This window comes from Acidisoma sp. L85 (assembly GCF_009765865.1).
Classification (GTDB): Bacteria; Pseudomonadota; Alphaproteobacteria; order Acetobacterales; family Acetobacteraceae; genus Acidisoma.
This window is the reverse complement of record NZ_LMUQ01000064.1, coordinates 73,334-95,938: the sequence shown is the minus strand read 5'-3', so window position 1 is coordinate 95,938 and position 22,605 is coordinate 73,334. Positions and strand designations below refer to the sequence as shown.

At 64.6% G+C, this 22,605-nt stretch carries 19 protein-coding genes (1 of these 19 running past the window's edge); 10 read left to right on the top strand and 9 right to left on the bottom strand.

What is annotated here, in order from left to right; translation table 11 throughout:
* The 3 genes from GSQ83_RS22370 to GSQ83_RS22360 form a co-directional block, all read right to left on the bottom strand.
* Nucleotides 1-432, bottom strand: partial view of an NAD-dependent epimerase/dehydratase family protein gene (locus GSQ83_RS22370; protein ID WP_158805100.1) — the start only. 552 nt of this gene lie to the left of the window's left edge; only the first 432 of its 984 coding nucleotides appear in the window; the start codon lies at nucleotides 430-432; the stop codon falls past the left edge of the window.
* Nucleotides 433-499: 67 nt separating this feature from the next.
* Complete coding sequence (locus GSQ83_RS22365) at nucleotides 500-1,288, bottom strand: 3-hydroxybutyrate dehydrogenase (protein WP_158805099.1); 789 nt, start codon at nucleotides 1,286-1,288, stop codon at nucleotides 500-502.
* A 63-nt stretch (nucleotides 1,289-1,351) separates the two neighbouring features.
* Entirely contained in the window at nucleotides 1,352-2,077 is a 726-nt protein-coding gene (locus GSQ83_RS22360; protein ID WP_254065842.1) for an acetoacetate decarboxylase, read from the bottom strand.
* A gap of 156 nt (nucleotides 2,078-2,233) precedes the next feature.
* Here GSQ83_RS22360 and GSQ83_RS22355 point away from each other — a divergent pair, with 156 nt between their 5' ends.
* Complete coding sequence (locus GSQ83_RS22355) at nucleotides 2,234-3,397, top strand: patatin-like phospholipase family protein (protein WP_158805097.1); 1,164 nt, start codon at nucleotides 2,234-2,236, stop codon at nucleotides 3,395-3,397.
* 12 nt (nucleotides 3,398-3,409) lie between these two features.
* Here the strand turns inward: GSQ83_RS22355 and GSQ83_RS22350 are convergent, their stop codons facing one another.
* Nucleotides 3,410-4,885: an MFS transporter gene (locus GSQ83_RS22350; protein ID WP_158805096.1), complete on the bottom strand. Its 1,476-nt coding sequence runs from the start codon at nucleotides 4,883-4,885 to the stop codon at nucleotides 3,410-3,412.
* Nucleotides 4,886-5,085: 200 nt separating this feature from the next.
* On the opposite strand from GSQ83_RS22350, the gene parE reads away from it, so the two are divergent.
* From parE to GSQ83_RS22335, 3 genes are all read left to right on the top strand, one after another.
* The gene (gene parE / locus GSQ83_RS22345; RefSeq protein WP_158805095.1) at nucleotides 5,086-7,056 is read left to right on the top strand and encodes a DNA topoisomerase IV subunit B; all 1,971 of its coding nucleotides are present in this window, start codon (nucleotides 5,086-5,088) and stop codon (nucleotides 7,054-7,056) included.
* An 82-nt stretch (nucleotides 7,057-7,138) separates the two neighbouring features.
* Complete coding sequence (locus tag GSQ83_RS22340; protein WP_158805094.1) at nucleotides 7,139-7,603, top strand: hypothetical protein; 465 nt, start codon at nucleotides 7,139-7,141, stop codon at nucleotides 7,601-7,603.
* Nucleotides 7,600-8,046: a hypothetical protein gene (locus tag GSQ83_RS22335; RefSeq protein ID WP_158805093.1), complete on the top strand. Its 447-nt coding sequence runs from the start codon at nucleotides 7,600-7,602 to the stop codon at nucleotides 8,044-8,046. Before GSQ83_RS22340 ends, GSQ83_RS22335 begins: the two co-directional genes overlap by 4 nt.
* Nucleotides 8,047-8,122: 76 nt before the next feature.
* On the opposite strand, the gene GSQ83_RS22330 is transcribed toward GSQ83_RS22335, so the two are convergent.
* Nucleotides 8,123-10,471 (bottom strand): heavy metal translocating P-type ATPase, encoded by a 2,349-nt coding sequence (locus tag GSQ83_RS22330; protein ID WP_158805092.1) that lies wholly within the window; start codon nucleotides 10,469-10,471, stop codon nucleotides 8,123-8,125.
* Between the two features lie 67 nt (nucleotides 10,472-10,538).
* Between GSQ83_RS22330 and GSQ83_RS22325 the strand changes: the two genes are divergently transcribed.
* Nucleotides 10,539-10,808, top strand: a complete 270-nt coding sequence (locus GSQ83_RS22325) for a metal-sensitive transcriptional regulator (protein WP_158805091.1) — start codon at nucleotides 10,539-10,541, stop codon at nucleotides 10,806-10,808.
* A 278-nt stretch (nucleotides 10,809-11,086) separates the two neighbouring features.
* Here the strand turns inward: GSQ83_RS22325 and GSQ83_RS22320 are convergent, their stop codons facing one another.
* The 4 genes from GSQ83_RS22320 to hutH form a co-directional block, all read right to left on the bottom strand.
* The gene (locus GSQ83_RS22320; protein ID WP_158805090.1) at nucleotides 11,087-11,692 is read right to left on the bottom strand and encodes a HutD family protein; all 606 of its coding nucleotides are present in this window, start codon (nucleotides 11,690-11,692) and stop codon (nucleotides 11,087-11,089) included.
* Complete coding sequence (locus tag GSQ83_RS22315) at nucleotides 11,692-13,068, bottom strand: formimidoylglutamate deiminase (RefSeq protein WP_158805089.1); 1,377 nt, start codon at nucleotides 13,066-13,068, stop codon at nucleotides 11,692-11,694. The genes GSQ83_RS22320 and GSQ83_RS22315 overlap by 1 nt, the downstream gene beginning before the upstream one ends.
* Before the next feature lie 270 nt (nucleotides 13,069-13,338).
* The gene (gene hutU, locus GSQ83_RS22310) at nucleotides 13,339-15,006 is read right to left on the bottom strand and encodes a urocanate hydratase (protein ID WP_158805088.1); all 1,668 of its coding nucleotides are present in this window, start codon (nucleotides 15,004-15,006) and stop codon (nucleotides 13,339-13,341) included.
* Nucleotides 15,007-15,522: 516 nt separating this feature from the next.
* Nucleotides 15,523-17,058: a histidine ammonia-lyase gene (gene hutH / locus GSQ83_RS22305; protein ID WP_158805087.1), complete on the bottom strand. Its 1,536-nt coding sequence runs from the start codon at nucleotides 17,056-17,058 to the stop codon at nucleotides 15,523-15,525.
* 225 nt (nucleotides 17,059-17,283) lie between these two features.
* On the opposite strand from hutH, the gene GSQ83_RS22300 reads away from it, so the two are divergent.
* The 5 genes from GSQ83_RS22300 (at nucleotide 17,284) to GSQ83_RS22280 (ending at nucleotide 22,574) form a co-directional block, all read left to right on the top strand.
* Entirely contained in the window at nucleotides 17,284-18,213 is a 930-nt protein-coding gene (locus GSQ83_RS22300; protein WP_158805086.1) for a Ku protein, read from the top strand.
* On the top strand, nucleotides 18,213-20,759 hold the full coding sequence (gene ligD, locus GSQ83_RS22295) for a DNA ligase D (protein ID WP_158805085.1): 2,547 nt from the start codon (nucleotides 18,213-18,215) through the stop codon (nucleotides 20,757-20,759). The genes GSQ83_RS22300 and ligD overlap by 1 nt, the downstream gene beginning before the upstream one ends.
* Before the next feature lie 167 nt (nucleotides 20,760-20,926).
* The gene (locus GSQ83_RS22290; RefSeq protein WP_158805084.1) at nucleotides 20,927-21,298 is read left to right on the top strand and encodes a VOC family protein; all 372 of its coding nucleotides are present in this window, start codon (nucleotides 20,927-20,929) and stop codon (nucleotides 21,296-21,298) included.
* A gap of 70 nt (nucleotides 21,299-21,368) precedes the next feature.
* Nucleotides 21,369-21,779 carry a carboxymuconolactone decarboxylase family protein gene (locus GSQ83_RS22285; protein WP_158805083.1) on the top strand — a complete coding sequence of 137 codons (411 nt, stop codon included), beginning with the start codon at nucleotides 21,369-21,371 and terminating at the stop codon, nucleotides 21,777-21,779.
* Nucleotides 21,780-21,794: 15 nt separating this feature from the next.
* Nucleotides 21,795-22,574 carry a class II aldolase/adducin family protein gene (locus GSQ83_RS22280; RefSeq protein ID WP_158805082.1) on the top strand — a complete coding sequence of 260 codons (780 nt, stop codon included), beginning with the start codon at nucleotides 21,795-21,797 and terminating at the stop codon, nucleotides 22,572-22,574.
* The last annotated feature ends 31 nt before the right edge of the window (nucleotides 22,575-22,605 follow it).

Genomic DNA, 22,605 nt, shown 5'->3' with positions numbered 1-22,605 from the left:
GCTCTCGGCGAAGGGCATCTTGGTATTGCCGCCATAGACCGAAGAAGAACTGGCATAGACGAAATGCCGCAGCCCTTTGAGATGCCGCGCCGCCTCTACCATCACCACCTGGCCCATCAGATTCGCTGTGACGTAGGCATAGGGGTCGATCATTGAGAATCGCACCCCGGCCTGGGCCGCCAGATGAACGATGCGGTCGATCCCGGGCTCCCGCGCCATCAGCCCGGTCACTGCTTCCCGATCGGCGATGCTAAGCTGGGTAAAGGAAAAGCCGGGCTCGGCTGCCAGCCTCGCCAGCCGATCCTCCTTCAGCCGCACCTCGTAATAGGTGTTGAGGTCATCGACCCCCACCACCTGCTCACCTCGGGCAAGAAGTGCTAGCGTGGTGTGGTAGCCGACGAAGCCCGCGGCCCCCGTCACGAGCACGGTCATAGGGCGCGACGATCAGCTTCGGGCATGATGGACCTCCGTCTGGCTGCCATCAGATAAGGGCACCAGGCTATTCGGCCACCCATCCGCCGTCGATCGAGATCGGTGCGCCGGTGATCGTCTTGGCGGCATCCGAGCACAGGAAGACCGCCAAGGCCCCGATCTGCTCCGGCGTCGTGAATTCGTGCATCGGCTGCTTCTCGCTCACCAGTTCGAGCTTCTCCTGCTCGACCGACTTGCCGCTTTTAGCCGCGCGATCCTGCAACTGCTTCTCAACCAGCGGTGTCAGCACCCAGCCGGGGCAAATTGCATTGACCGTGACGCCGGTATTGGCGAGTTCGATCCCAGCGACTTTGGTCAAACCAAGGATGGCGTGCTTTGCCGCGACATAAGCCGATTTCTGTCCGCTGCCCACCAGCCCATGCGCTGAGGCGGTGTTTATGATCCGGCCCCAGCCACGCGTTTTCATGCCGGGCGCCGCCGCCTTGATTCCGTGGAAAGCGGCGGAGAGGTTGATCGCTATGATCGCATCCCATTTCTCCTCGGGAAAATCGACGATTTCGGCGACGAACTGGATGCCGGCATTATTGACTAGGATATCGACTTCGCCCAAAGCCGCGATGGTATCAGCCACCATCTGCCGCACCGCCGCTGGCTTGCTGAGATCGGCACCGGAATAGCCGGCGCGCACGCCAAAATCATTCTCGATCGCTGCCCGTTCGCGGTCGATATCGGCTTGCGACGCGAAGCCGTTCATCATGATATCGGCGCCCTCGGCGGCGAGCGAGCGCGCGATGCCGAGCCCGATGCCGCTGGTCGATCCTGTGACGAGCGCCACGCGCCCCTTCAATGAAGCCATGGGCGTATTCCTTCAGAAACCACGCGTCGCGCCTTCAGAGATTAGCGACGCGCCGACCATCCCTCACGCCAGAAAATCATGCAACACGCGGCCATAGGGCAGCGTGAGATCGGCCTTGATATGCTGCCCATGGAGTATCCTGCGCACCGGCAGATCGGCGACCCGCGCATTGACATGCGGGACAAGCTCGAGCCTCGCCTCGCCACCAAAGGCAAACTTCAAGCTCACATCATTCATATTGTAGCCGACGAGCTGCGCGACTTTCGCGCTGCCATCGACATCCGGGATGAACTTCAGATTGACGCCGAGTTTGCTGAGTTGGCTGATCATACGGTCATGATCCGCTTGTTCACGCACAAGGTTGTATTCCTTGTAGCACATGGTGCCCATGGCAATGCGGATCTCGTCGTAATGCAATGTGCCGGTCAGCGTGTCATGGATCGGGCGAAGTTCGGGCAGACCATATTTCTTCGGAAAACCCCAGATCTCGCGGCCAGCCGTGGTCGGAGGCTCGTCGTCCAAATACATCTGAACCGTAAAATTGCACGGCTCGCCCTTGAACTTGGCGCAAATACCCGCGCCACTTTCCTGATAGCTGCCGAAGCCGGTGGAATCCGGCATCTTCATCCATTCGTAGAAAACATGATTGCCGTCCGGTTCCAGCGGCTCCGGCAACAGCCGACGGATCGCCTCAGGATCGCTCTCGTAATGGATGAGGAGATATTCTCGGTCGAAGAAACGATAGGGGCCTTTTGGATAACTCGGACTCGCGAAGGGCATGGAGGTCATGCCAAGAACATCGTCTCGATTCACACAACGGTCCTTTTTATGCGCCGGCGCCGCTTCCGGCCCCTTAAGGCGTCTCGGAAGTAAAACTTGAACAGCGCGGCCCTTCTGTCCAGTGATCTTTCCGCGTCGACCGCTGCGCCCCCCGGAGAAGCACTCATGGATACCGTCCCGCCTCGCCCAGCGCCCACCGTCGACTCCGGCAGGGATGCCCGAGGCCCCCGCCGTGACCGCGTCGCCTTGGTTCTGCAGGGTGGCGGCGCGCTCGGTGCCTATCAGGGCGGCGTTTTCCAGGCGCTGGAGGCTGGCGGCATCGTCCCGGATTGGATCGCGGCGGTGTCGATCGGCGCCATTAACGGCGCCATCATCGCGGGCAATCCACCCGAGCGGCGCCTCGAACGTCTCCGCAGCTTCTGGGAGCTCATCACCGCGCGGCGCGTGGAATGGCCGGTTCTGGACGGCGATACGGCACACCGGATTGCCATCAATGTCTCGGCGGCAGGCAGCATCCTGTTTGGCCAGCCCGGCTTCTTCAAGCCGAACCTGCCGGGACCGTGGCTCAGTCCGCGCGGCTCGAAACAGGCGACCGCCTACTACGACACATCGCCACTACGCGAGACGCTGCTGCACTTCGTGGATTTCGATCTGCTCAATGACGGCCCGATCCGCTTTGCCGTCAGCGCCGTGAATGTCGCCAGCGGTAATTTCGCCTTCTTCGACAATCGCTCGACGCGCATTCTGCCGGAGCACATCATGGCGAGTGCAGCCCTGCCGCCTGGTTTTCCAATGGTCCAGGTGGGCACAGACTATTTCTGGGACGGTGGCACCGTTTCCAACACACCGCTCTCGCATGTTCTCACGACGATCGAGGGCGCCGATGCGCTCGTTTTCCAAGTTGATCTGTTCAGCGCAAGCGGTCGTCTGCCACGCGATATCCAGGAGGTTTCGGCGCGGCAAAAGGAGATCCAATATTCCAGCCGCACCCGCATGGTGACCGACGCTTTCAAGTCGCAATACACGCTGAGGAGCCGTATCCGTCAGTTGCTCGAACGCCTGCCAGCAGACCAGCGCACGGAGGAAGACCGCCTCCAGCTTGAAGCCCTGCGCGAACTGCCGGAGGTCAGCATCCTGCAACTGATCTACCAGCAGGCAGCTTACGAGGGAGATTCACAGGACTATGAATTCAGCCGGCGCTCCATGAATGACCACTGGGAGAGCGGCCGGCGCGACACCCGCCTGACTCTGGAGCGAAAGGACTGGCTGAAGATCCCCGGCCCCGAAACCGCCATCGTCAGCCACGACATCCATCGGCCAGACGAGTAGCTCGCCGCGGGCCTAACTCGGCAGCCGAGCCGCCCTTGGCACCAGAACAGCGGACACCAGCGCGCCGAGCGCGAGGATCACCCCGAGTAGGAATACGTTGTGCAGCGCGCCCGCCAGCAGCCCTGCGATCCGCTCAAGCGTCGCGGGCGCCAGGGCACCCCGCAGCACGGGATCGACCAGATCACGCGCCGCATCATGCACGCCCGCTGCCGACAGCCCGGCATTGACGACACCACCGAAAGCCGCCGCGCCCAAAGCCTGGCCCATGAGGCGGCTGAAGTAGAACAGCGCTGTCGCGCGCCCGCGATCCTCCCAGACCACGCTCGACTGCACCGCCACCGTGAAGACGAGGCTGGTCACGCCAAGCCCGACGCCCGTCAGCACGCAGGCGACACTCATCCATCGCCAGTCCACCGGGCCAGGCCGCAATTCCAGGAAGGCGAGGCTGCCGAGCAGGAGCAGAATCGCCGCCACCGTCGCCACGCGGCGGTAGGGGAAGCGGCCCAGGAAGCGCCCCATGCTCATGCTGGCGCCCGTCCAGCTCACGGTCATGACCGCAAGCGCAATGCCGGAGACCAGGGCGCTGTCGCCCGCGACCCCCTGCGTCCAGGTCGGCAGAAAGGCGGTAAAGCCGATCAGGATGGCGCCGCATAAAATCGCTGAGCTATTCGCCGCCAGGATGAGCGGCCGCCGCCACAGATGGAGTGGCAGCAGAGGCACGCGCACCGCCCGCTCCCGCCAGGCGAAGCCCAGCAGCGCCACGACGCCGATCCCCAGCAGCAGTCCGACGCTGCGCCAGGACAGGCCATGCAACTGCACCAGAGTGCCCATCACTGCGCCGATACCGATCATCAGCAACAACGCGGCGGGCAAGTCGATCGCCGCCGGCCGGCTCACCGCGCGAGGCTCGTGCAGGAAGCGGATCACCATCGCCATGGTGATCAGCCCGATCGGAATATTGACCCAGAAGACGAAGGGCCAACCCAGCGTGCCGACGAAGAAGGCGCCAAGCAGCGGCCCGATGACGGCCGCGATGCCCCAGATGCCGCTGACATAGCCCATCATGCGTGGCCGATCCGCCGGAGCCGCCACGTCGCCGATGATGGTCGTCGCCATCGGCACCAGCCCGCCGCCGCCGATCCCCTGGATGGCGCGGAAAGCGATCAGCGAGCCCATGCTCCAGGCGCATCCGCATAGCAGCGAGCCCACCAGGAACAGGGCCGCGCAGCCGAGATAGACCGACCGACGACCGTAGCTATCCGCGAGCCGCCCGTACAGCGGCGTCGTTATCGCCTGAGCCAGCAGGTAGACGCCGAAGGCCCAGGAAAACAGGCTGAAGCCGCCGAGCCGCGCCACGATGGTGGGCATCGCGGTGCTGATGACGGTGACCTCGACCGCCGCCATGAAGGTGGAGACCAGCATCGCGGCAATAACCAGCCGCCCCCGCTGCGCCGGGACCGCGATAGCCTCTTCCGGTATTTCACCCATGCCGCCGTTCCGCCCCCACCCCTGATTAGTAGATGGCGGCGGCTCCCCGGAACAGCCACGCGGCCTCATCGCTCCTCTGCGCGATGTGCCCTTCGCGCTTCTCCGCGACAGCGCCCCAAGGCCCCGGTATGCCCCTCGTCCCGGCCTTGCGGCGCAAGCCAAGCCACGCCTATCGTGCGCGGCATGAACCGGAACAAGACATGAACGACCTCTTCACCCCGGGCAGCAACGAATCCGCCTATTCCGCCAAGGACATCGAGGTTCTGGAAGGGCTGGAGCCTGTCCGCCGCCGTCCCGGCATGTATATCGGCGGCACCGACGAAAACGCCTTGCACCACCTCGCCGCCGAGATCCTCGATAACTCCATGGACGAGGCCGTGGCCGGGCATGCGAGCTTCATCGAGATGTCACTGGCTGCCGGCAACCTGTTGACGGTGCGCGACAATGGCCGCGGGATCCCGATCGATCCTCACCCCAAGTTCAAGTCCAAAAGCGCGCTGGAGGTGATCCTCACCACGCTCCATTCCGGTGGCAAATTCGGCGGCAAGGCTTATGCGACCTCGGGCGGCCTGCATGGCGTCGGCAGCTCCGTCGTCAACGCGCTCTCCGACCTGTTTGAGGTCGAGGTCGCGCGGGAGAAGCGGCTCTGGAAACAGAGCTACAGCCAGGGCAAGCCGCTCTCCAAGCTGCTCGACTCGGGTCCTATTCAGAACCGCCGCGGCACCACGATTCGTTTCCGTCCGGACCCCGCGATCTTCGGCAAGACCCTGGCCTTCGGCCCCGCCCGGCTCTACCGGCTCTGCCGCTCCAAGGCCTATCTGTTCCGCGGCGTCGAAATCCGTTGGAGCTGCGATCCGGCACTCCTCGCGGGCGTCGAGGGCGTGCCCGCCGAGGCGGTCCTGCACTTCCCTGGCGGCCTGCGCGACAGTCTGGAGGAGGATCTCGGCGACTCCGGCCGCGTGCTGTCGCAGCCATGGGCCGGCGAGGCCGATTTCCCCAACCAGGGCGGCCGCGTCGAATGGGCCTGCGCCTGGCTGGAAACCTCCGGCGGCTTCCTCAACAGTTACTGCAACACTGTGCCGACCCCGCTCGGCGGCACCCATGAGGCGGGGCTCCGTGCCGCGCTGCTGAAGGGGCTGCGCGGCTGGGGCGAACATCGCGGCAACCGCCGCGCCGCCCAACTCACCGCCGAGGACGTGCTGACTCCCCTCGCCGCCAAGCTCTCGGTGTTCCTGCGGGAGCCGCAGTTCCAGGGCCAGACGAAAGAGAAACTCACCAACGGCGATGCCACCAAGCTGGTGGAAACCGCCATGCGCGACCGCTTCGACCATTTTCTCGCGGGCGACCCCAGTCAGGCCGACAACCTCCTCTCCTTCGCCATCGAACGCGCCGAGGAACGCATCCGCAGACGTGACGAGAAGGACACGCCGCGAAAATCCGCCACTCGCCGCCTGCGCCTTCCCGGCAAGCTGGCGGACTGCACGCGCGAGAACGCGGCCGAGACCGAAATCTTCCTGGTCGAGGGCGACAGTGCCGGTGGCTCCGCCAAACAGGCGCGCAACCGCGACACCCAGGCGATCCTTCCTTTGCGCGGCAAAATCCTCAACGTCGCCAGCGCGTCGACTGAGAAGCTGCGGCAGAATCAGGAACTCAAGGATCTCATCGAGGCGCTGGGCTGCGGCGTCGGCGAGCGCTTCGACATCAAGCGCCTGCGCTACGGCCGTATCATCATCATGACCGACGCGGATGTGGACGGCGCGCATATTGCGAGCCTGCTGATGACTTTCTTCTACCGCGAACTGCCCGAGCTGGTGCGCCTCGGCCACCTCTACCTGGCCCAGCCACCGCTGTACCGCCTGACGCAGGGCGCCAAATCGGTCTACGCCATGGATGACGCAGGGCGTGAGCGGCTGACGAAATCGCAGTTCAAGGCAGGCTCCAAGGTCGAGGTCAGCCGCTTCAAGGGGCTGGGTGAGATGCCACCTTCGGCGCTCAAGGAAACCACCATGGATCCGAAGCGCCGCACCTTGCTCAAGGTCGTGGCCCTGCCGGAGAACCGCGCCGCCACCAACGCCATGGTCGAAAACCTCATGGGCCGCAGGCCGGAACTACGCTTCCAATTCATCCAGGAACGCGCCCAAGCCATCACAGTGGAAGCGCTGGACGTCTGAAATAGCGCCGCGATCCCGTCGAAAATTAAAGGGTTCGAACTCGATCTATATCCCACGCGCCACAGCCACGCCGGAGAGCGGAATGCCGACCAATGTTAACGACGCTCGCGCGGAGTCCGACGCGGCTGGGGCGCGGCAAACCACGAGCGCAGCCGATTCAGCAGCCTGGAGCCGCGCCCGCGATGGTGCGCTTCTGAAGAAAGGCATTTTCGCGCCGATAAGATCGAAATGGCACGAGCTGAAGGACAATTTTCGCGAGATACCCTTCAACCCGAAAGCCAATGCGCTGGTGCGCTCGTTCCCGCTTTTCGATCTGAGTCAGAGCTGCCAAGTCGTCGAGGATCTTTTCCGCAGGGCAACCGCCAAGCCCGGCCAGCCGCGAACCCTGGTGATTGGCGAAGTCCACGGCCAGCCGGCGCTGCTGTCGCTCTACCACGAAGCGCTCAAGCAGCTGTCCAAACTTTCCAAGCCCGTATATCTCTCGGAATACTCAAAGGAGATCGCGCCGTCGGTTTGCATGATGGTCGACAGGCGCTGCAGAAGATGAAACGCGCTGGCGGCATGGCGCAATATCTTCGGTCAATTTCGAAACACGACGCCGACTGGGCGGCCATGGTCTTGCCGCCCGCAATCGCGGAAGACCTGGGGATAGAGATAAAATTCAGGCGAGGTCGCTACGGCTCCGATGAGAAGGCCATGAACGAAGACTTCGCCAGGGATATCGTTGACGCTCAGCGCTCGGGCCGCAACGCGCTGGCGGGGATGGGTGCGTTTCACGTCGGGCCCGTGCACCGCCTCATTACCGAACACGGTGGCGAGGCGTCTGCCAATTTCGCCGCAGCGGTGTTCACTCCGGATATCGACCACAAACGCCCTCAAGGTTTGAAACCGCTCTGGGCCAATAACATCCGGCATGACTTCGAAAAGATCCCAGACGGCGACCACCATCGCTTCGCCGGCTACCGTCTCAAGGCGGCGATGAAGTTATAATCACCAGAAGCCGCCACAGCAAGAAACTGCGAGAGCGGCCGTCCAAGCCTCGTTCGGCTCGAAGGCCGTGCCGAACTTAACTGATTGCCCGCGCCCGTAGCCGCAGCGCATTGCCGATGACGCTGACGGAAGACAATGCCATCGCCGCCGCCGCGATCACCGGCGACAGCAACAGTCCGAAAACCGGATAGAGCACACCGGCCGCCACCGGCACGCCGAGTGCATTGTAGACGAAGGCGAAGATCAGGTTTTGCCGGATATTCGACATGACTGCCCGCGACAACTTCCGCGCGCGCAAAATCCCCGCCAATTCGCCGCGCAACAGCGTGATGCCCGCGCTTTCGATGGCGATGTCGGTGCCGCCGCCCATCGCGATGCCGACATCCGCCAAGGCTAAGGCTGGCGCATCGTTCACGCCGTCCCCGGCCATTGCCACAACCCGACCCTCGGCCTTCAACCGCGCCACGACATCGCGTTTGCGTTCCGGCAAGACCTCCGCCTCGACCTCGGTGATTCCCAAGCGCTGCGCCACCCCGTCCGCCGTCACGCGGCTGTCGCCGGTCAGCATGACGATGCGCAAACCCTCGTCCCGCAATGACCGCAACACCTCCACCGCGCCCTGCCGTATTGGATCAGCGATGGCCACAACACCAGCCGCCACCCCATCCACACCGACCAGGATCACGGTCGCGCCGCCCTGCCGAAGCCCATCGGCGAGCTCGGCAACCGCCGCGACATCAACGCCCGCATCACTCAGAAACGCCGCATTGCCGACCAGTATATGCCGACCATCCACCAACCCCGCCGCGCCCTTGCCCGTAACGGAAGTAAACGCCTCAACCTGCGGCACCACCAACCCGCGCGCCCCCGCCGCCGCCACTATGGCTGCGGCCAAAGGATGCTCAGACGCCCGCTCCACCCCCGCCGCCAGCCTCAGCACTTCTGCCTCGGCATAGCCCGCCACCACGGCGACCTCCGCCACCACCGGCCGCCCCTCCGTGAGCGTCCCGGTCTTGTCCAACACCAGCGTATCGACGCGCTCCAGCCGCTCCAGCGCCTCGGCATTGCGGATGAGCACGCCCATCGCCGCCCCACGGCCCACACCCACCATGACCGACATCGGTGTTGCGAGACCAAGCGCGCAGGGACAGGCGATCACCAGCACCGAAACCGCGGCGACAAGCCCATAGGTGAGGCGTGGCTCCGGTCCCACCAGCGCCCAAACGGCGAAGGCGAGCACCGCGATCGCGACCACCACCGGCACGAACCACCCCGCCACGCGATCCGCCAACCGCTGGATCGGCGCGCGCGACCGCTGTGCGTCTGCCACCATCTGCACGATCCGGGCCAGCATCGTCTCGCGCCCAACCCGCTCGGCCCGGATGACAAGACCGCCAGTCTGGTTGACCGTGCCGCCAATGACCTGCGCGCCCGCGACTTTCAGAACCGGCACCGGCTCGCCCGTCACCATCGCTTCACTGACGCTGGAGCGGCCCTCGGTCACCACACCATCGATCGGCACCGCCTCTCCCGGCCTCACCCGCAGCAGGTCACCAACAGCAATGACGTCGATCGCGACGTCCTCCTCCCCGCCATCATCGCGGATACGACGGGCAGTTTTCGGCGCCAGATCCAGCAAGGCCCGCAGCGCGCCGGAGGTTTGGGAGCGTGCGCGCAATTCCAGAACCTGCCCGAGCAGGGCAAGAACCGTGATGAGGGCCGCCGCCTCGAAATAAACCCCGACCCTGCCGCCTTCCATCCGGAAGCCACGCGGAAACAGCCCCGGCGCGACGGTCGCCACCACGCTGTACGCCCAGGCGATCGCGATCCCCATGGCGATGAGCGTGAACATGTTGAGGTTGCGGCTACGCAGCGATGCCCAGCCTCGCGCCAGAAACGGCCAGCCCGCCCACAACACGACGGGCGTTGCGAAAACGAGCTGTACCCAAACCGAAACACGGTCGGACACCAGCCTGTGCAGGCCCGGGAGCAAATCGCCGCCCATCCCCAATAGAAAAACCGGAACCGTCAGAACCACGCCGAGCCAGAACCGGCGCTTCATATCGAGGAGTTCGGGATTCGGGCCGTCATTCTGCGTCGCCGTTTCAGGCTCCAGCGCCATGCCGCAGATCGGGCAACTACCGAAATTCGGTCGCCGGATTTCTGGGTGCATCGGGCAGGTAAAAACCGTGCCATCTGCCACCACGGGCGGCGCGGCATCCTTTGCGGCTGAATAATGTTCCGGATCGGCGACGAATTTCGCTCTGCAACCGGCGCTGCAGAAGAAGACCGTCTCGCCCTCATGCGTCGTGTGGTGTTTCGCCCCGGCCGGATCGACCGTCATGCCGCAGACCGGATCCTTCGCCCTCTCCGCGTGATGGCAACCGCTCGCGCCATGACCCGTATGGTCCCGATGACCGCTCATCCGACGCCTCCGACATACCCCCATAGGGTATCTTGCCCCATATACCCTCCCAGGGTATAAGCACAAGATGCAGAGCGATACGAAAGCCTCTTGCCTGAAGCGCCTCGGCCGCATTGAGGGGCAGGTGCGCGGGATCGCCCGCATGATGGAGGAAGACCGCTACTGCATCGATCTCGTCACCCAGATCTCCGCCGTCCGCGCCGCGCTCAAGCGCGTGGAGGAAGAAGTTCTTCGCGACCACGTCAGCCATTGCGTAGAGCACGCCATCACCGCGGGCGACACTGACGCTCAGCGCGAAAAGGTGCTCGAACTCTGGGACCTGGTGCGGCGGGGATAGTCAGCCGCGTAGGCTTGATAAGACGCGCTGCTACTGGCAGGGCGGCGGCGTGCCGCCTGTACAAACCGACTGCAGACCACCGGGCAGCGTGTAGGAACCGGGCGGATACTGCGGCTTCGGCGCAGTATACGTGTGCTTGTAACTGTGATGCGTTCCAGTGTGACCGTGCGACGAATGGTATGTGTGCTTGCTGTGCGAGCTATGCCGGTGATGGGCCGAGGCGCAGCCGCCAACGCTCGCGGATAGAACGAACCCGAGCAGCATGATGCAGACGAATCTCACGCGGCACATTCCGGACCGTCTTGCTCCTCGCTGATTGCCTCGATCCGCGCCCAGAACGCCCTGCCCAAAACCATGCTCTCCTCTCCAGCCTCCACCATCGCCACGGCACCCTCCGGCACTAGGAGCGATGCGTCGCCCATACCGATCTCGACCGGACCATCCAGCGCGACGACCAGCCCCACCCTAGCCGGCGCAAGCCGTGCCATCTCGCCAGGCCGCGTCAGTCCCGCCGCGTAACGGGCAAGCCTGCGATCAACCATGAGATTGAGATCGCGAGTCGGCCCGGCGAGCAAACGGCATACGGCACTAACCTCACCCGGGAACGCAATCGCGTCCAGGGGCCGCAGGATTCGCGCAGGCGCATCGCCAAGGCTAAGGGCGAGCCCCTCACCTGACAGCACCGTCAGCAGCCGGTCGATATTGGGGAAAACCGAGAAAGGCCCGTCGGAAGCAATCTCCGCCAGGCTCAGGCGCCAATCCCACGCGCCATCTGTCGCCCATTCGGTGCCCAGGCGGCCGCGCGCGATCTCCCAGGTGGTTCCTCCGCCATTGCGCCAGGGCATCGCCTGGAACGCCTCCGGCAAGACAATCCGCATCGTCATCAGCGGTTGACGTGCCGCAAAGCCTGCAGGAAGCGGGGCCGCACGCCCTCCTCCGCCGGATGCCGTCCTTCGCGCACCCGCCACAAACCAGCCACCATCACGTCCCGGACCGGCAGCCCGCTCCCGCCGAACACGGCGCAGTCGAGCAGGTTATCCCCCTCCGCCTCAGGCTGCGTCAGGCGCGAGCGATCCAGCACCAGCAGATCGGCGCGGCACCCCGGCGCGAGCGCACCCACCGGCTGCCCCAGCGCCGCTGCGCCGCCCGCCACCGCGGCATGGTAAAGGCCCGCGCCCACACTGCCCGAGGCGCGCGGCGGCAGCCCCACGCCACGCCGCCGCTGGCTGAGGCGCTGCCCATATTCCAGCAGCCGCAACTCCTCCCACGGATTGAGCGCGATATTGCTGTCCGAGCCGATACCGAACCGCCCCTCCGCCGCAAGAAATGGCCCGAGCGGAAACAGACCATCGCCAAGATTGGCCTCGGTGATGGGACAAAGCCCGACCACCGCGCCACTCGCCGCGATATCCTCGATCTCGCTCTGCTCGACATGAGTGGCATGGATGAGGCACCAGGACGGACCCACCGGTGCCTCCACCATCAGAAGCTCAACCGGCCGCGCGCCGGTCTTAGCAAGGCAGTCCTCAACCTCGCGCAACTGTTCGGCGACATGGATGTGGATCGGCGTCTCATCCGGCAACGCGGCCGTCATGGCCCGCACGACCTCCACCGGCACCGCCCGCAGCGAATGCGGCGCGAGGCCGATGCGCAGCCCGCCCATTCCCCGCGCATGCCGCCGCAGCGATCCGAGCAATCGCATCATACGGTCCTCATCCATCGCGAACCGCCGCTGCGCCGGCTCAAGCGGCGCGCCGTCAAACCCCGCGCGCATATAGAGAACGGGCAAGAGCGTCATCCCTATCCCGGTCTCGGCCGCCGCCTGGATCAGCCGCACCGACATCTCGGCGGGATCGGCGAACAACGCGCCGTCGGTATCGTTGTGCAGGTAATGAAACTCGCCGACCGTGGTGTATCCCGCCTTGAGCATCTCGATGAACAGCATCGCCGCGATCGCAGCGAGATCCTCCGGCCCCACACGATGCGCCGCGCGATACATCGTCTCCCGCCACGTCCAGAAACTGTCGGAGGGATCGCGCCTCCGTTCGGCGAGACCCGCCATGGCCCGCTGAAACGCATGCGAGTGCAGGTTCGGCATCCCTGCCACCACAGGCCCCGCCACGCGCTCCACATCCCAGCCGGCACCCTCAACCGCATCGGCACGGACCTGGGCGATTGTGCCGTCAGGCGCGATGTCGATCCGCACATCCTCCGCCCAGCCAGACGGAAGAAGGGCGGAAGGCGCGAGTAGCGACGGCATCGGCGATATCCTTATCGAGGCGGCGTGGCGGAGAAGCGGAACATAATCCCTCCACCTCTCCACGGCGGAAATACGGTGGAACCGAGCCAGCTGATTGCGCGGCGATTCTTCGCCATGCGGCACATACCAAATGGCGGCGACTCGTCATGCTTGGTGAAAGCCGAGCATCCACGACTTACCTTCGGGCCGCGAGTAAGGCGTGGATCCTCGGCCTTCGCCGAGGATGACGGCGGCGAGGCATTGCCAATACCGTAAGGAGTTAGTTCCCCCTCACCCTAAGATCCCCGGCAGATCCAGCCCCTTATCCCGCGCGCAATCCAAAGCCTCCGGATAGCCCGCATCCGCATGCCGCATAACGCCCGTCGCCGGGTCGTTCCACAGCACCCGCGCCAGCCGCCGTGCCGCATCCGGCGTGCCGTCCGCGACGATCACCATGCCGGCATGCTGCGAATACCCCATGCCAACCCCGCCACCATGATGCAGCGAAACCCAGGTGGCCCCGGACGCACAATTCAACAACGCATTGAGCAAAGGCCAGTCGGAGACAGCATCCGAGCCGTCCCGCATGGCTTCGGTCTCGCGGTTCGGGCTGGCGACGGAACCCGAATCGAGATGGTCCCGCCCGATCACGATCGGTGCCTTCAACTCGCCCGAGGCCACCATCTCGTTGAAGGCAAGACCTAGCCGGTGCCGATCGCCCAGCCCCACCCAGCAAATCCGCGCGGGCAATCCCTGAAACGCGATTCTCTCGCGCGCCATGTCGAGCCAGTGGTGAAGATGCGCGTTGTCCGGCAGCAGCTGCTTAACCTTTGCGTCGGTGCGATAAATGTCCTCCGGATCGCCAGAGAGCGCTGCCCAGCGGAATGGCCCGATGCCGCGGCAGAACAGCGGCCGGATATAGGCTGGCACAAAGCCCGGAAAGTCGAAGGCATCGGCGACGCCTTCATCTTTCGCCACTTGCCGGATATTGTTGCCGTAATCCAGCACCGGCACGCCTGCGCGATGGAAATCCAGCATCGCCCGCACATGCGTCGCCATGCTGGCGCGCGAGGCCGCGATGACCGCCTGCGGATCGCGATCCCGCTTCTCCTCCCATTCCGCGACACTCCAGCCCGCCGGAAGATAGCCGTTCAGCGGGTCATGCGCCGAAGTCTGGTCCGTCACCGCGTCCGGCCTCACGCCCCGCCGCATCAGCTCCGGAAACACCTCCGCCGCGTTGCCGAGCAGCCCGACCGACACCGGCTTTCCGTCAGCCTTGGCGCGCGCGATGATCTCAAGCGCCTCGTCCAGATCGTTCGCCTGGACATCGAGGTAACGCGTACGCAGCCGCATCTCGATTCGCGTCGCCTGACACTCCACGGCAAGGCACGAGAACCCCGCCATCACGGCGGCAAGCGGCTGCGCGCCACCCATGCCGCCGAGGCCGCCCGTCAGGATCCACCGCCCCGCGACATCGCCGCCATAATGCTGGCGCCCAACCTCGACGAAGGTCTCGTAAGTGCCCTGAACAATCCCCTGCGTACCGATGTAGATCCAGGACCCCGCCGTCATCTGGCCGTACATCATGAGGCCCTTGCGATCGAGCTCATGGAAATGCGCCCAATTCGCCCAGGCCGGCACGATGTTGGAATTGGCGATCAGCACGCGCGGCGCGTCGGCATGTGTGGTGAAAACGCCCACCGGCTTCCCCGACTGCACCAGCAGCGTCTGGTCGTTCTCCAATTTCCGCAGGCTCTCCACGATGCGGTCGAAACTGTTCCAGTCGCGGGCGGCGCGACCGATGCCGCCATAGACCACCAGTTCCTCAGGCCGCTCGGCGACCGCCGCGTCCAGGTTGTTCATCAGCATCCGCAGCGGCGCTTCCGTCAGCCAGCTCTTCGCGCTCAGCGTCGTGCCGGTAGCAGCACGGATGTGACGGCTGTTGTCCAAGCGTGTCATGAAGCGAGCTCCGTAAGAAACCGCCGCACCCGTGTTTGTTTCGTTATCATTATAACACCTTAAGCGTGAGTTCAGACCGATCCCGTATACTGATGCTTTCAGGAGGTTCCGATGCAACTACCACCCGCAGATTCATCGCCCGCATCAAAATGCGCCGCGATACGCGACAATGAGTCTATACCCTTCAACCCCGAAACTACCCAAAGCCCGCCAAAGCCTAAGCAAGATGGTAGTATTCTTCAGACCTTCACGCGCCATTGGAGGCAGACCTTGGAACGAATGCGCAAGCCGAAAGAACCGCCCATGACGTATTTGCGGCAACAAGAGCATTACCGGAACTACTTCAATGACGGGCCAACCCGTGGCCCTTTTCTTCCACCCAACGTGCGCTAAAATTATTCGCTGGGCGCGCGGCGCATGTGGAATGCACTCGCTTTGCATTGACCGTCCAGTAACCGCGAGGGCAGATGAAGGTTCGGTCGTCGCGTCTTGTGACCGGCACAGAAGTCACGGCAATCACGCCTTGACGCTCGGCAGCGCAAGGCCGACGGCCTTCATGACGGCTCCGCTGCGGATAAGCGCCGTAGCGGCCTCCATATCCGGCGAGAAATGCCGGTCCTCATCCAAGGTCGGCACCTCGGCGCGCAGCAACCGCCGCACGGCCTCCAGCGGCCCGGAGGAAGCGAGCGGCGCGTGGAAGTCGCAGCCCTGCGCCGCCGCCAGCAACTCCACGCCCAGCACATGACCAAGATTGGCCGCCATCGGCAACAGCCGCCGCGCGCCATGCGCCGCCATGGAAACGTGATCCTCCTGATTGGCGGAAGTCGGAATGGAATCGACGCTGGCCGGATAGGCCATCTGCTTGTTCTCGGAAACCAGCGCCGCCGCCGTCACCTGCGGCAGCATGAAGCCCGAATTCAACCCCGGTCGCGGCGTGAGGAAAGCCGGAAGCCCCGACAGCGCCGGATCGATCAGCATCGCGACCCGCCGCTCGGCGATTGAGCCGATCTCGCACAGCGCCAGCGCGATCATATCGGCCGCGAAAGCCACAGGCTCGGCATGGAAGTTGCCGCCCGACAGCGCCTCGCCGGTCTCCGGGAAGATCAGCGGATTGTCGGAAACCCCGTTCGCCTCGGTGCCGAGCGTCGCCGCCGCCTGCCGCAGCACGGTCAAAGCCGCGCCCATCACTTGCGGCTGGCAGCGCAGGCAATAAGGGTCCTGCACCCGCTCGTCGCCGGTGAAATGACTCTCGCGGATCGCGCTGCCCGCCATGAGGCGCCGCAACGCATCCGCCACATCGATCTGCCCGACATGGCGCCGCAGCGCATGAATACGCGGATCGAACGGCGTGTCTGACCCCCGCGCCGCATCGGTCGAGAGTGCCCCGGTGACGAGCGCCGAGCCCAGCAGCAGCTCACCCTCGAACAGCGCCGCCAGCGCATAGGCCGTGGAGAACTGGGTGCCGTTGAGCAGCGCCAGCCCCTCCTTCGGCCCCAGCGTGAGCGGCGCGAGCCCCGCCGCCGCCAGTGCTGCCAGCGCTGGCCGCCGCTCGCCCGCAACCACGATGTCGCCCACGCCAATCATCGCCGCCGTCATATGGGCCAGCGGCGCCAGATCCCCCGAAGCCCCGACCGAGCCCTGCGAGGGCACGACCGGAACCAGATCCCGCGCCAGCATCGCCTCCAGCAGCGCCACCGTCTCCGGGCGCACGCCAGACGCCCCTTGCGCGAGGCTCGCAAGCTTCAGCGCCATCATCAGCCGCGCGATGGGCAGCGGCATCGCCGCGCCAACGCCGGCGGCATGAGACAACACGATGTTCCGCTGTAGCCGCTCCAGATCCGCCGTCTCGATGCGAATGCTGGCGAGCTTCCCGAAGCCGGTATTGATGCCATAGACCGGCTCGCCCCGCGCCAGGATCGCCGCCACGGCCGCGGCGCTCGCCGCGATCGGTCCGCGCGCGCTTTCGGCCAGCGCCAGACCCTCGGCGCCCTCGCGGTAGATCCGCCGCCACGTCGCGAGCGGCACCGCGCCCGGCGTCAAAACCAGAGCCATGGACCCCTCCTAATATGTCTAGACATATTGCCCAGCGGGAGCCGCCCTGTCACCTCTGGGGGTCGTCTCCACACCGCGTCGCCACAGCAATCATGCGCCATCCTTGGCTAGCAGCCCGCCCCTCCAACGACCTCCGCCCTGCGGCGCCGCGCCCTCAACTTGCCGATGCCTTGAGGGATGCCCGATCTTTCCCACATGCGACTCGTATCTGGGAAAGATCAGGGCATGGCCAAACCCGCCTCGCGCCGCCGAGCGACCCATAGCACCACGCCGCCGGGCGCCGGGCGCCCGGTCTGGTCAGGCTCGCTCCGGCTGGCCCTCGTTACCGTCTCAGTGCAGCTCTTCTCCGCCATCAAGACGGGCGCCCGTCTCTCCTTCCACCAGATCGACCCGAAATCCGGCAAGCGCATCCGCTACGAGAAGGTCGCCCCCGGCTCAGGCCCCGTCGATACCGACCGGATCATGAAGGGCTACGAGATCTCCAAGGGCAACTATGTCCTGCTCAGCGACGAGGAACTCGACTCGGTCAAGATCGAAGCCCGCAAGACCATCGACCTGGTGCAATTCGTCGACCATTGCGAAATCGATCCTATCTACTTCGACCGCCCCTACTACGTTCTGCCGGACGGTGAACTGGCCGAGGAAGGCTATTGCATCCTCCGAGACGCGCTCAGGGCCACCAACAAAATGGGCCTCGGCCAATTCGTCATGCGTGGCCGCGAATATGTCGCCGCCCTCAAGCCCTGCGGCGACGGTCTCATGCTGGAGACTTTGCGCTTCACCGATGAGGTGCGCTCCGCCGCCCCGCTCTTCGCGGATATCAGCGATGTCGACGCGGATGCCGAACTGCTCGATCTCGCCAAGGAGTTGATCGCCCGCAAATCCGCGAAATTCGACGCGAGCAAATTCCACGACAAATACACCGAGGCCCTCCGCGACCTCATCGAGGAAAAGGCCAAAACCGGCAAACCGCTCGCGGTTGATGAGGATGACGGCAAGTCGGAGGGCAGTGGCAAGGTCATCGACCTCGTGGCCGCGCTCAAGCGCAGCCTCGCCCAGAAAAACGAGCAGATTGCCGCGGCACCCGCCAATGATCCCGCGCCGAAGCCCAAACGCGCCCCAGCCAAAGCGGCACCCCGGCGCAAGGCAAGCTGATGGCCACCGCGCGCGGCTCGCTCGAAACCTACAACGCGAAACGGCGCTTCAACGAGACGCCCGAACCGGAGGGCAAAAAGCCAGCGGCCAAGCGCGCCAAATCGACCGAGCCCGGCATCGGCATCTTCGTCGTCCAGAAACACGCGGCGACGCGGCTGCATTACGACTTCCGCCTCGAACTCGATGGCGTGCTGCTGAGCTGGGCCGTCACGAAAGGCCCCAGCCTCAACACCAAGGATAAACGCCTCGCGGTGCGGACCGAGGATCATCCGCTCGACTATGGCGGCTTCGAGGGCATCATCCCGAAAGGCAATTACGGTGCCGGCACCGTCATGCTGTGGGATACCGGCCGCTGGGAGCCGATCGGCGATCCCCATGCCGAACTCGAAAAGGGCAAGATCGCCTTCAACCTTTTCGGCCAAAAGATGCGCGGCCGCTGGGCGCTGGTCCTGATGCGCCACGCCAGCGACGAGAAGCGCGAGAACTGGCTGCTCATTAAGGAACGCGACGAGGAAGCCGACGAGACCCGTAGCCTGGTGGATGAGAAACCCGACAGCGTCGTCAGCGGCCGGGATCTCGACGCCATCGCCGCCACCGGCAGCGCCTGGCGCAGCGGCAAGGAGGGCGGCGAAGCACCCGCCAAGGCACAGGGCAAGCGCGGCAAACGCCCGGTCTTCGTCGAGCCGCAACTCGCGAGCCTCGTCGATGCGGTGCCGGAAAGCGACGGCTGGCTCTTCGAGGTCAAGTATGACGGCTACCGCACGGAACTCGCGGCCAGCGGCGATGACGTGCACGCCTATACCCGCACCGGTCTCGACTGGACCGAGAAATTTCCCAACATCATCGCCGCCGTCAAATCCCTCGACCTCGACCGCGTGCTGATCGACGGCGAAATCGTCGTGCTGGATTCCGAGGGCCGCAGCAATTTCGGCGCGTTGCAAAACTCCCTGACGGAAGACCGCCACAATCTCGTCTACTACGCCTTCGACCTGTTGCAAGACGGCAAGACCGATTGGCGCGGCAAACCCCTGCTCGAACGCAAGGAACGCTTGAAGCAGATTCTCGCACCGGCGCAAAAAGAAGGCGTTCTCGTCTATAGCGATCACATCGACGGCAATGGCGCCGCCATGCTGGAAATGGCGCGGGAGAAGGGCCTTGAAGGCGTCATCGCGAAGCGCGCCGACCGCCCCTATCGCTCCGGACGCGGCGAAGCTTGGCTCAAGATCAAGGTCGCGCATCGCCAGGAATTCGTCGTGCTCGGCTTCCGACCATCGGATAAGGCGCGCCCCTTTTCCTCCCTGATCCTCGGCGTCCATGAGGGTGAAAAATTACGCTACGCCGGCCGCGTCGGCTCCGGCTTCTCCGAGGAAACGCTCAACACGCTCGGCGAGGCCTTTGCGAAAAGCGCCATCAAGACGCCGCCCGCCATCGAGATCCCGCGCGAGATCATCCGCGAGGCGCGCTGGGTAAAGCCCGATATCGTGGTCGAAATCGCCTTCAACGGCTGGACCCGCGACAATCAGATCCGCCAGGGCCACTATCTCGGCCAGCGCGCCGATAAGCCCGCCGAGGAAGTGGTCCGCGAGACGCCGGCGAAGGCCGATTCGGCGCCCGCCAAGCCAAAACCGAAAACCGCGAAGACGCAGAAAATGACAGCGGAACCCGAGGATCTCGGCGTGCGCCTGACGCATCCCGAGAAGCTGCTCTTTCCCGATGCCGGCATCACCAAGCAGGATCTCGCGAAATACCTGGCTCTCGCCGCCCCGCGCATGATGCCTTTCGTGCAAGGCCGATTGCTAAGCCTGGTCCGCTGCCCGGACGGCATCGCGCATGAGCGTTTCTTTCAGCGCCATCCGATGCGCGGCATGGATCCCGCCTGGCTGCACACGACCGTCAAGACCACGCACCAGAACGAGGAATACCTCTATATCGAGGAACCTCGCGCGCTTATCGCGGGCGCGCAATGGAGCGTCATCGAACTCCATATCTGGGGCAGCGCGCTTAAGGTTTTGGAAAAGCCCGACCGTATCGTCTTCGATCTCGATCCCGACGAGGGCTTCGGTTTCGAACGCGTGAAAACCGCCGCCGTCCGTTTACGCGACGTGCTGGATGCGCTCGGCCTGCAAAGCCTGCCGCTGCTATCCGGCGGCAAGGGCGTCCATGTCGTCGTCCCCATTCGTCCGCAACACGAATGGCCCGTGGTGAAAGCCTTCTCGGCCGCGCTGGTGGATCGTATCGTGACGGATGAGCCCGCCACATATGTCGGCACGATGAGCAAGGCCAAGCGTCAGGGCAAACTCTTCATCGACCATTTCCGCAACGAACGCGGCTCGACCGCCATCGCGCCTTATTCCCCGCGCGCCCGCGAAGGCGCCCCAATCGCCTGGCCGCTCTCCTGGGATGAATTGGCGAAGACCAAAGCCGCCAATGTCATGACCCTGCCGAAAGCGATGGCGGCCGTCGGCGAACCCAACCCTTGGGACGACTACGCGAAGATCACACAGAATCTCACGAAGAGCGCGATTGCGGCGGTATCCGACAAGTAACGCCGACCGACGCATTCATCAATCCATTGACGGTCACTACCGTCATGCTCGGCGAAGGCCGAGGATGACGTGGGGAGACACGCCACGCGGATCGGTATGACGCCCCGCACGACGGTTCCACCCAAACCACACCCATGCTCCACTAACCCCCATCACGGGAGAAACTCATGCTCGACCATGTCACCATCCCCGTCACCGATCTCGCCAAGTCGCAGGCTTTCTACGACGCGGCCCTTGAACCGCTCGGCATCGCACGCGCCTATGCCGTTGGCGACGCCTACGCGGGCTACGCGGTCGCGGGCAAAGCCGCCTTCTGGATCGCGTTGCGGGACGCCGTGCATACCGGGGTCCACATCGCCTTCACCGCGCCCGACCGCGTCACCGTCGATCACTTCTACAACGCCGCGCTCACCGCCGGAGGGCGGGACCACGGGGCGCCTGGCCTGCGGCCGGAATACCATCCGAATTACTACGGCGCCTTCATACTCGACCCCGACGGCCACAACATCGAAGCCGTCTGCCACGAGCCCATCGCCTGACATCGCCAGCCGCTTGACCCTACCCCGCCGTCCCAGCCAAAGCTGCTCCCCGACAATGGGAGATAGACCAATGCCGCTCGGCAAATATATCGAGGAAGCGGACGCCTCGCCAGAAGTGCGCGCTGTTTACGACGACATCAAACAGACGCGCGGCACGGATTGGATCAACAATTTCTGGAAGATGATCGCGAACGACCCCAAGACGCTGAAACGCACCTGGGAAGACCTCAAGGAAATCATGGCGCCCGGTGCGCTCGACCCACTTACCAAGGAACTCGTCTACCTCGCGGTCTCCATCACCAATGGCTGCGAATACTGCACCGTCTCCCATACGGCCGCAGCCCGGAAAGCCGGGATGACCAAGGAAATGCGCGAGGAGCTCATCGCCGTCATCGGCATGGCCAACAACACCAACCGCCTCGTCAATGCCTATCGCGTGGACAGCGATCCCAAATTCATCGAGGCTGCATCCACGCTCTGACAAGGAGGAGCCCCCATGAACCATCTGCCATCGTCGCTGCCAGCCGCCCCCGCCGCCGACCACATCGCGAGCGAGCGTGAGTTGCGGGAGGATCTCGCGGCGGCCTATCGGCTCATCGCCCATTTCGGCATGTCCGACACCGTCTATACCCATCTCTCCGTCCGCGTGCCGGGTGACGGCAACCGCTTCCTGGTCAATCCCTATGGGCTGCTGTTCGAGGAGATCACCGCCAGCTCGCTGGTCGAGGTGGATGCCGATGGCGAACCCGCCCAGCCGACCCGCTGGCCGGTCAACCCCGCCGGCTTTGTGATCCATTCGGCGATCCATGCCGGTCGGCCGGATGCTCATTGCGTCATGCACACCCATACCCTCGCCGGCATGACGGTGGCCGCGCAGACCGGCGGCATCCTGCCGCTCAACCAGATCAGCATGGAGTTCCTGGAACAGACGGTGGTGCACAACTACGAAGGCATCGCCGACGACGACAATCTCAGCGAACGCGACCGGCTGGTGCGGAATCTCGGCAGCGACAAGAGCTGCGTCATCCTGCGCAACCACGGCCTGCTGACACTTGGTCACACCGTCGCCGAGGCTTTCAACCGCATGTACTATCTGGAACAGGCCTGCCGCATCCAGGTCGCCGCGCAGTGCACCGGCGCACCCCTGTCGATTCCATCCGAGGCGGTGCAGAAACGCACGACCAAGCAGTTCGTCGAGAATAATGACGGCGGCTGGCTCGTCTGGCAGGCGATGCGCCGCAAACTCGACCGGGAGCAGCCCAGCTACCGGGACTGAGACCAGCACCAGCCGGAAGCAAACCGCCGCG

Excerpts from the sequence above, each read along its gene's own strand:
- GSQ83_RS22365 (WP_158805099.1), bottom strand. The coding sequence starts at position 1,288 with ATGGCTTCATTGAAGGGGCGCGTGGCGCTCGTCACAGGATCGACCAGC.
- GSQ83_RS22360 (WP_254065842.1), bottom strand. The coding sequence starts at position 2,077 with ATGACCTCCATGCCCTTCGCGAGTCCGAGTTATCCAAAAGGCCCCTAT.
- GSQ83_RS22355 (WP_158805097.1), top strand. The coding sequence starts at position 2,234 with ATGGATACCGTCCCGCCTCGCCCAGCGCCCACCGTCGACTCCGGCAGG.
- GSQ83_RS22350 (WP_158805096.1), bottom strand. The coding sequence starts at position 4,885 with ATGGGTGAAATACCGGAAGAGGCTATCGCGGTCCCGGCGCAGCGGGGG.
- parE (WP_158805095.1), top strand. The coding sequence starts at position 5,086 with ATGAACGACCTCTTCACCCCGGGCAGCAACGAATCCGCCTATTCCGCC.
- GSQ83_RS22340 (WP_158805094.1), top strand. The coding sequence starts at position 7,139 with ATGCCGACCAATGTTAACGACGCTCGCGCGGAGTCCGACGCGGCTGGG.
- GSQ83_RS22335 (WP_158805093.1), top strand. The coding sequence starts at position 7,600 with ATGAAACGCGCTGGCGGCATGGCGCAATATCTTCGGTCAATTTCGAAA.
- GSQ83_RS22330 (WP_158805092.1), bottom strand. The coding sequence starts at position 10,471 with ATGAGCGGTCATCGGGACCATACGGGTCATGGCGCGAGCGGTTGCCAT.
- GSQ83_RS22325 (WP_158805091.1), top strand. The coding sequence starts at position 10,539 with ATGCAGAGCGATACGAAAGCCTCTTGCCTGAAGCGCCTCGGCCGCATT.
- GSQ83_RS22320 (WP_158805090.1), bottom strand. The coding sequence starts at position 11,692 with ATGACGATGCGGATTGTCTTGCCGGAGGCGTTCCAGGCGATGCCCTGG.
- GSQ83_RS22315 (WP_158805089.1), bottom strand. The coding sequence starts at position 13,068 with ATGCCGTCGCTACTCGCGCCTTCCGCCCTTCTTCCGTCTGGCTGGGCG.
- hutU (WP_158805088.1), bottom strand. The coding sequence starts at position 15,006 with ATGACACGCTTGGACAACAGCCGTCACATCCGTGCTGCTACCGGCACG.
- hutH (WP_158805087.1), bottom strand. The coding sequence starts at position 17,058 with ATGGCTCTGGTTTTGACGCCGGGCGCGGTGCCGCTCGCGACGTGGCGG.
- GSQ83_RS22300 (WP_158805086.1), top strand. The coding sequence starts at position 17,284 with ATGGCCAAACCCGCCTCGCGCCGCCGAGCGACCCATAGCACCACGCCG.
- ligD (WP_158805085.1), top strand. The coding sequence starts at position 18,213 with ATGGCCACCGCGCGCGGCTCGCTCGAAACCTACAACGCGAAACGGCGC.
- GSQ83_RS22290 (WP_158805084.1), top strand. The coding sequence starts at position 20,927 with ATGCTCGACCATGTCACCATCCCCGTCACCGATCTCGCCAAGTCGCAG.
- GSQ83_RS22285 (WP_158805083.1), top strand. The coding sequence starts at position 21,369 with ATGCCGCTCGGCAAATATATCGAGGAAGCGGACGCCTCGCCAGAAGTG.
- GSQ83_RS22280 (WP_158805082.1), top strand. The coding sequence starts at position 21,795 with ATGAACCATCTGCCATCGTCGCTGCCAGCCGCCCCCGCCGCCGACCAC.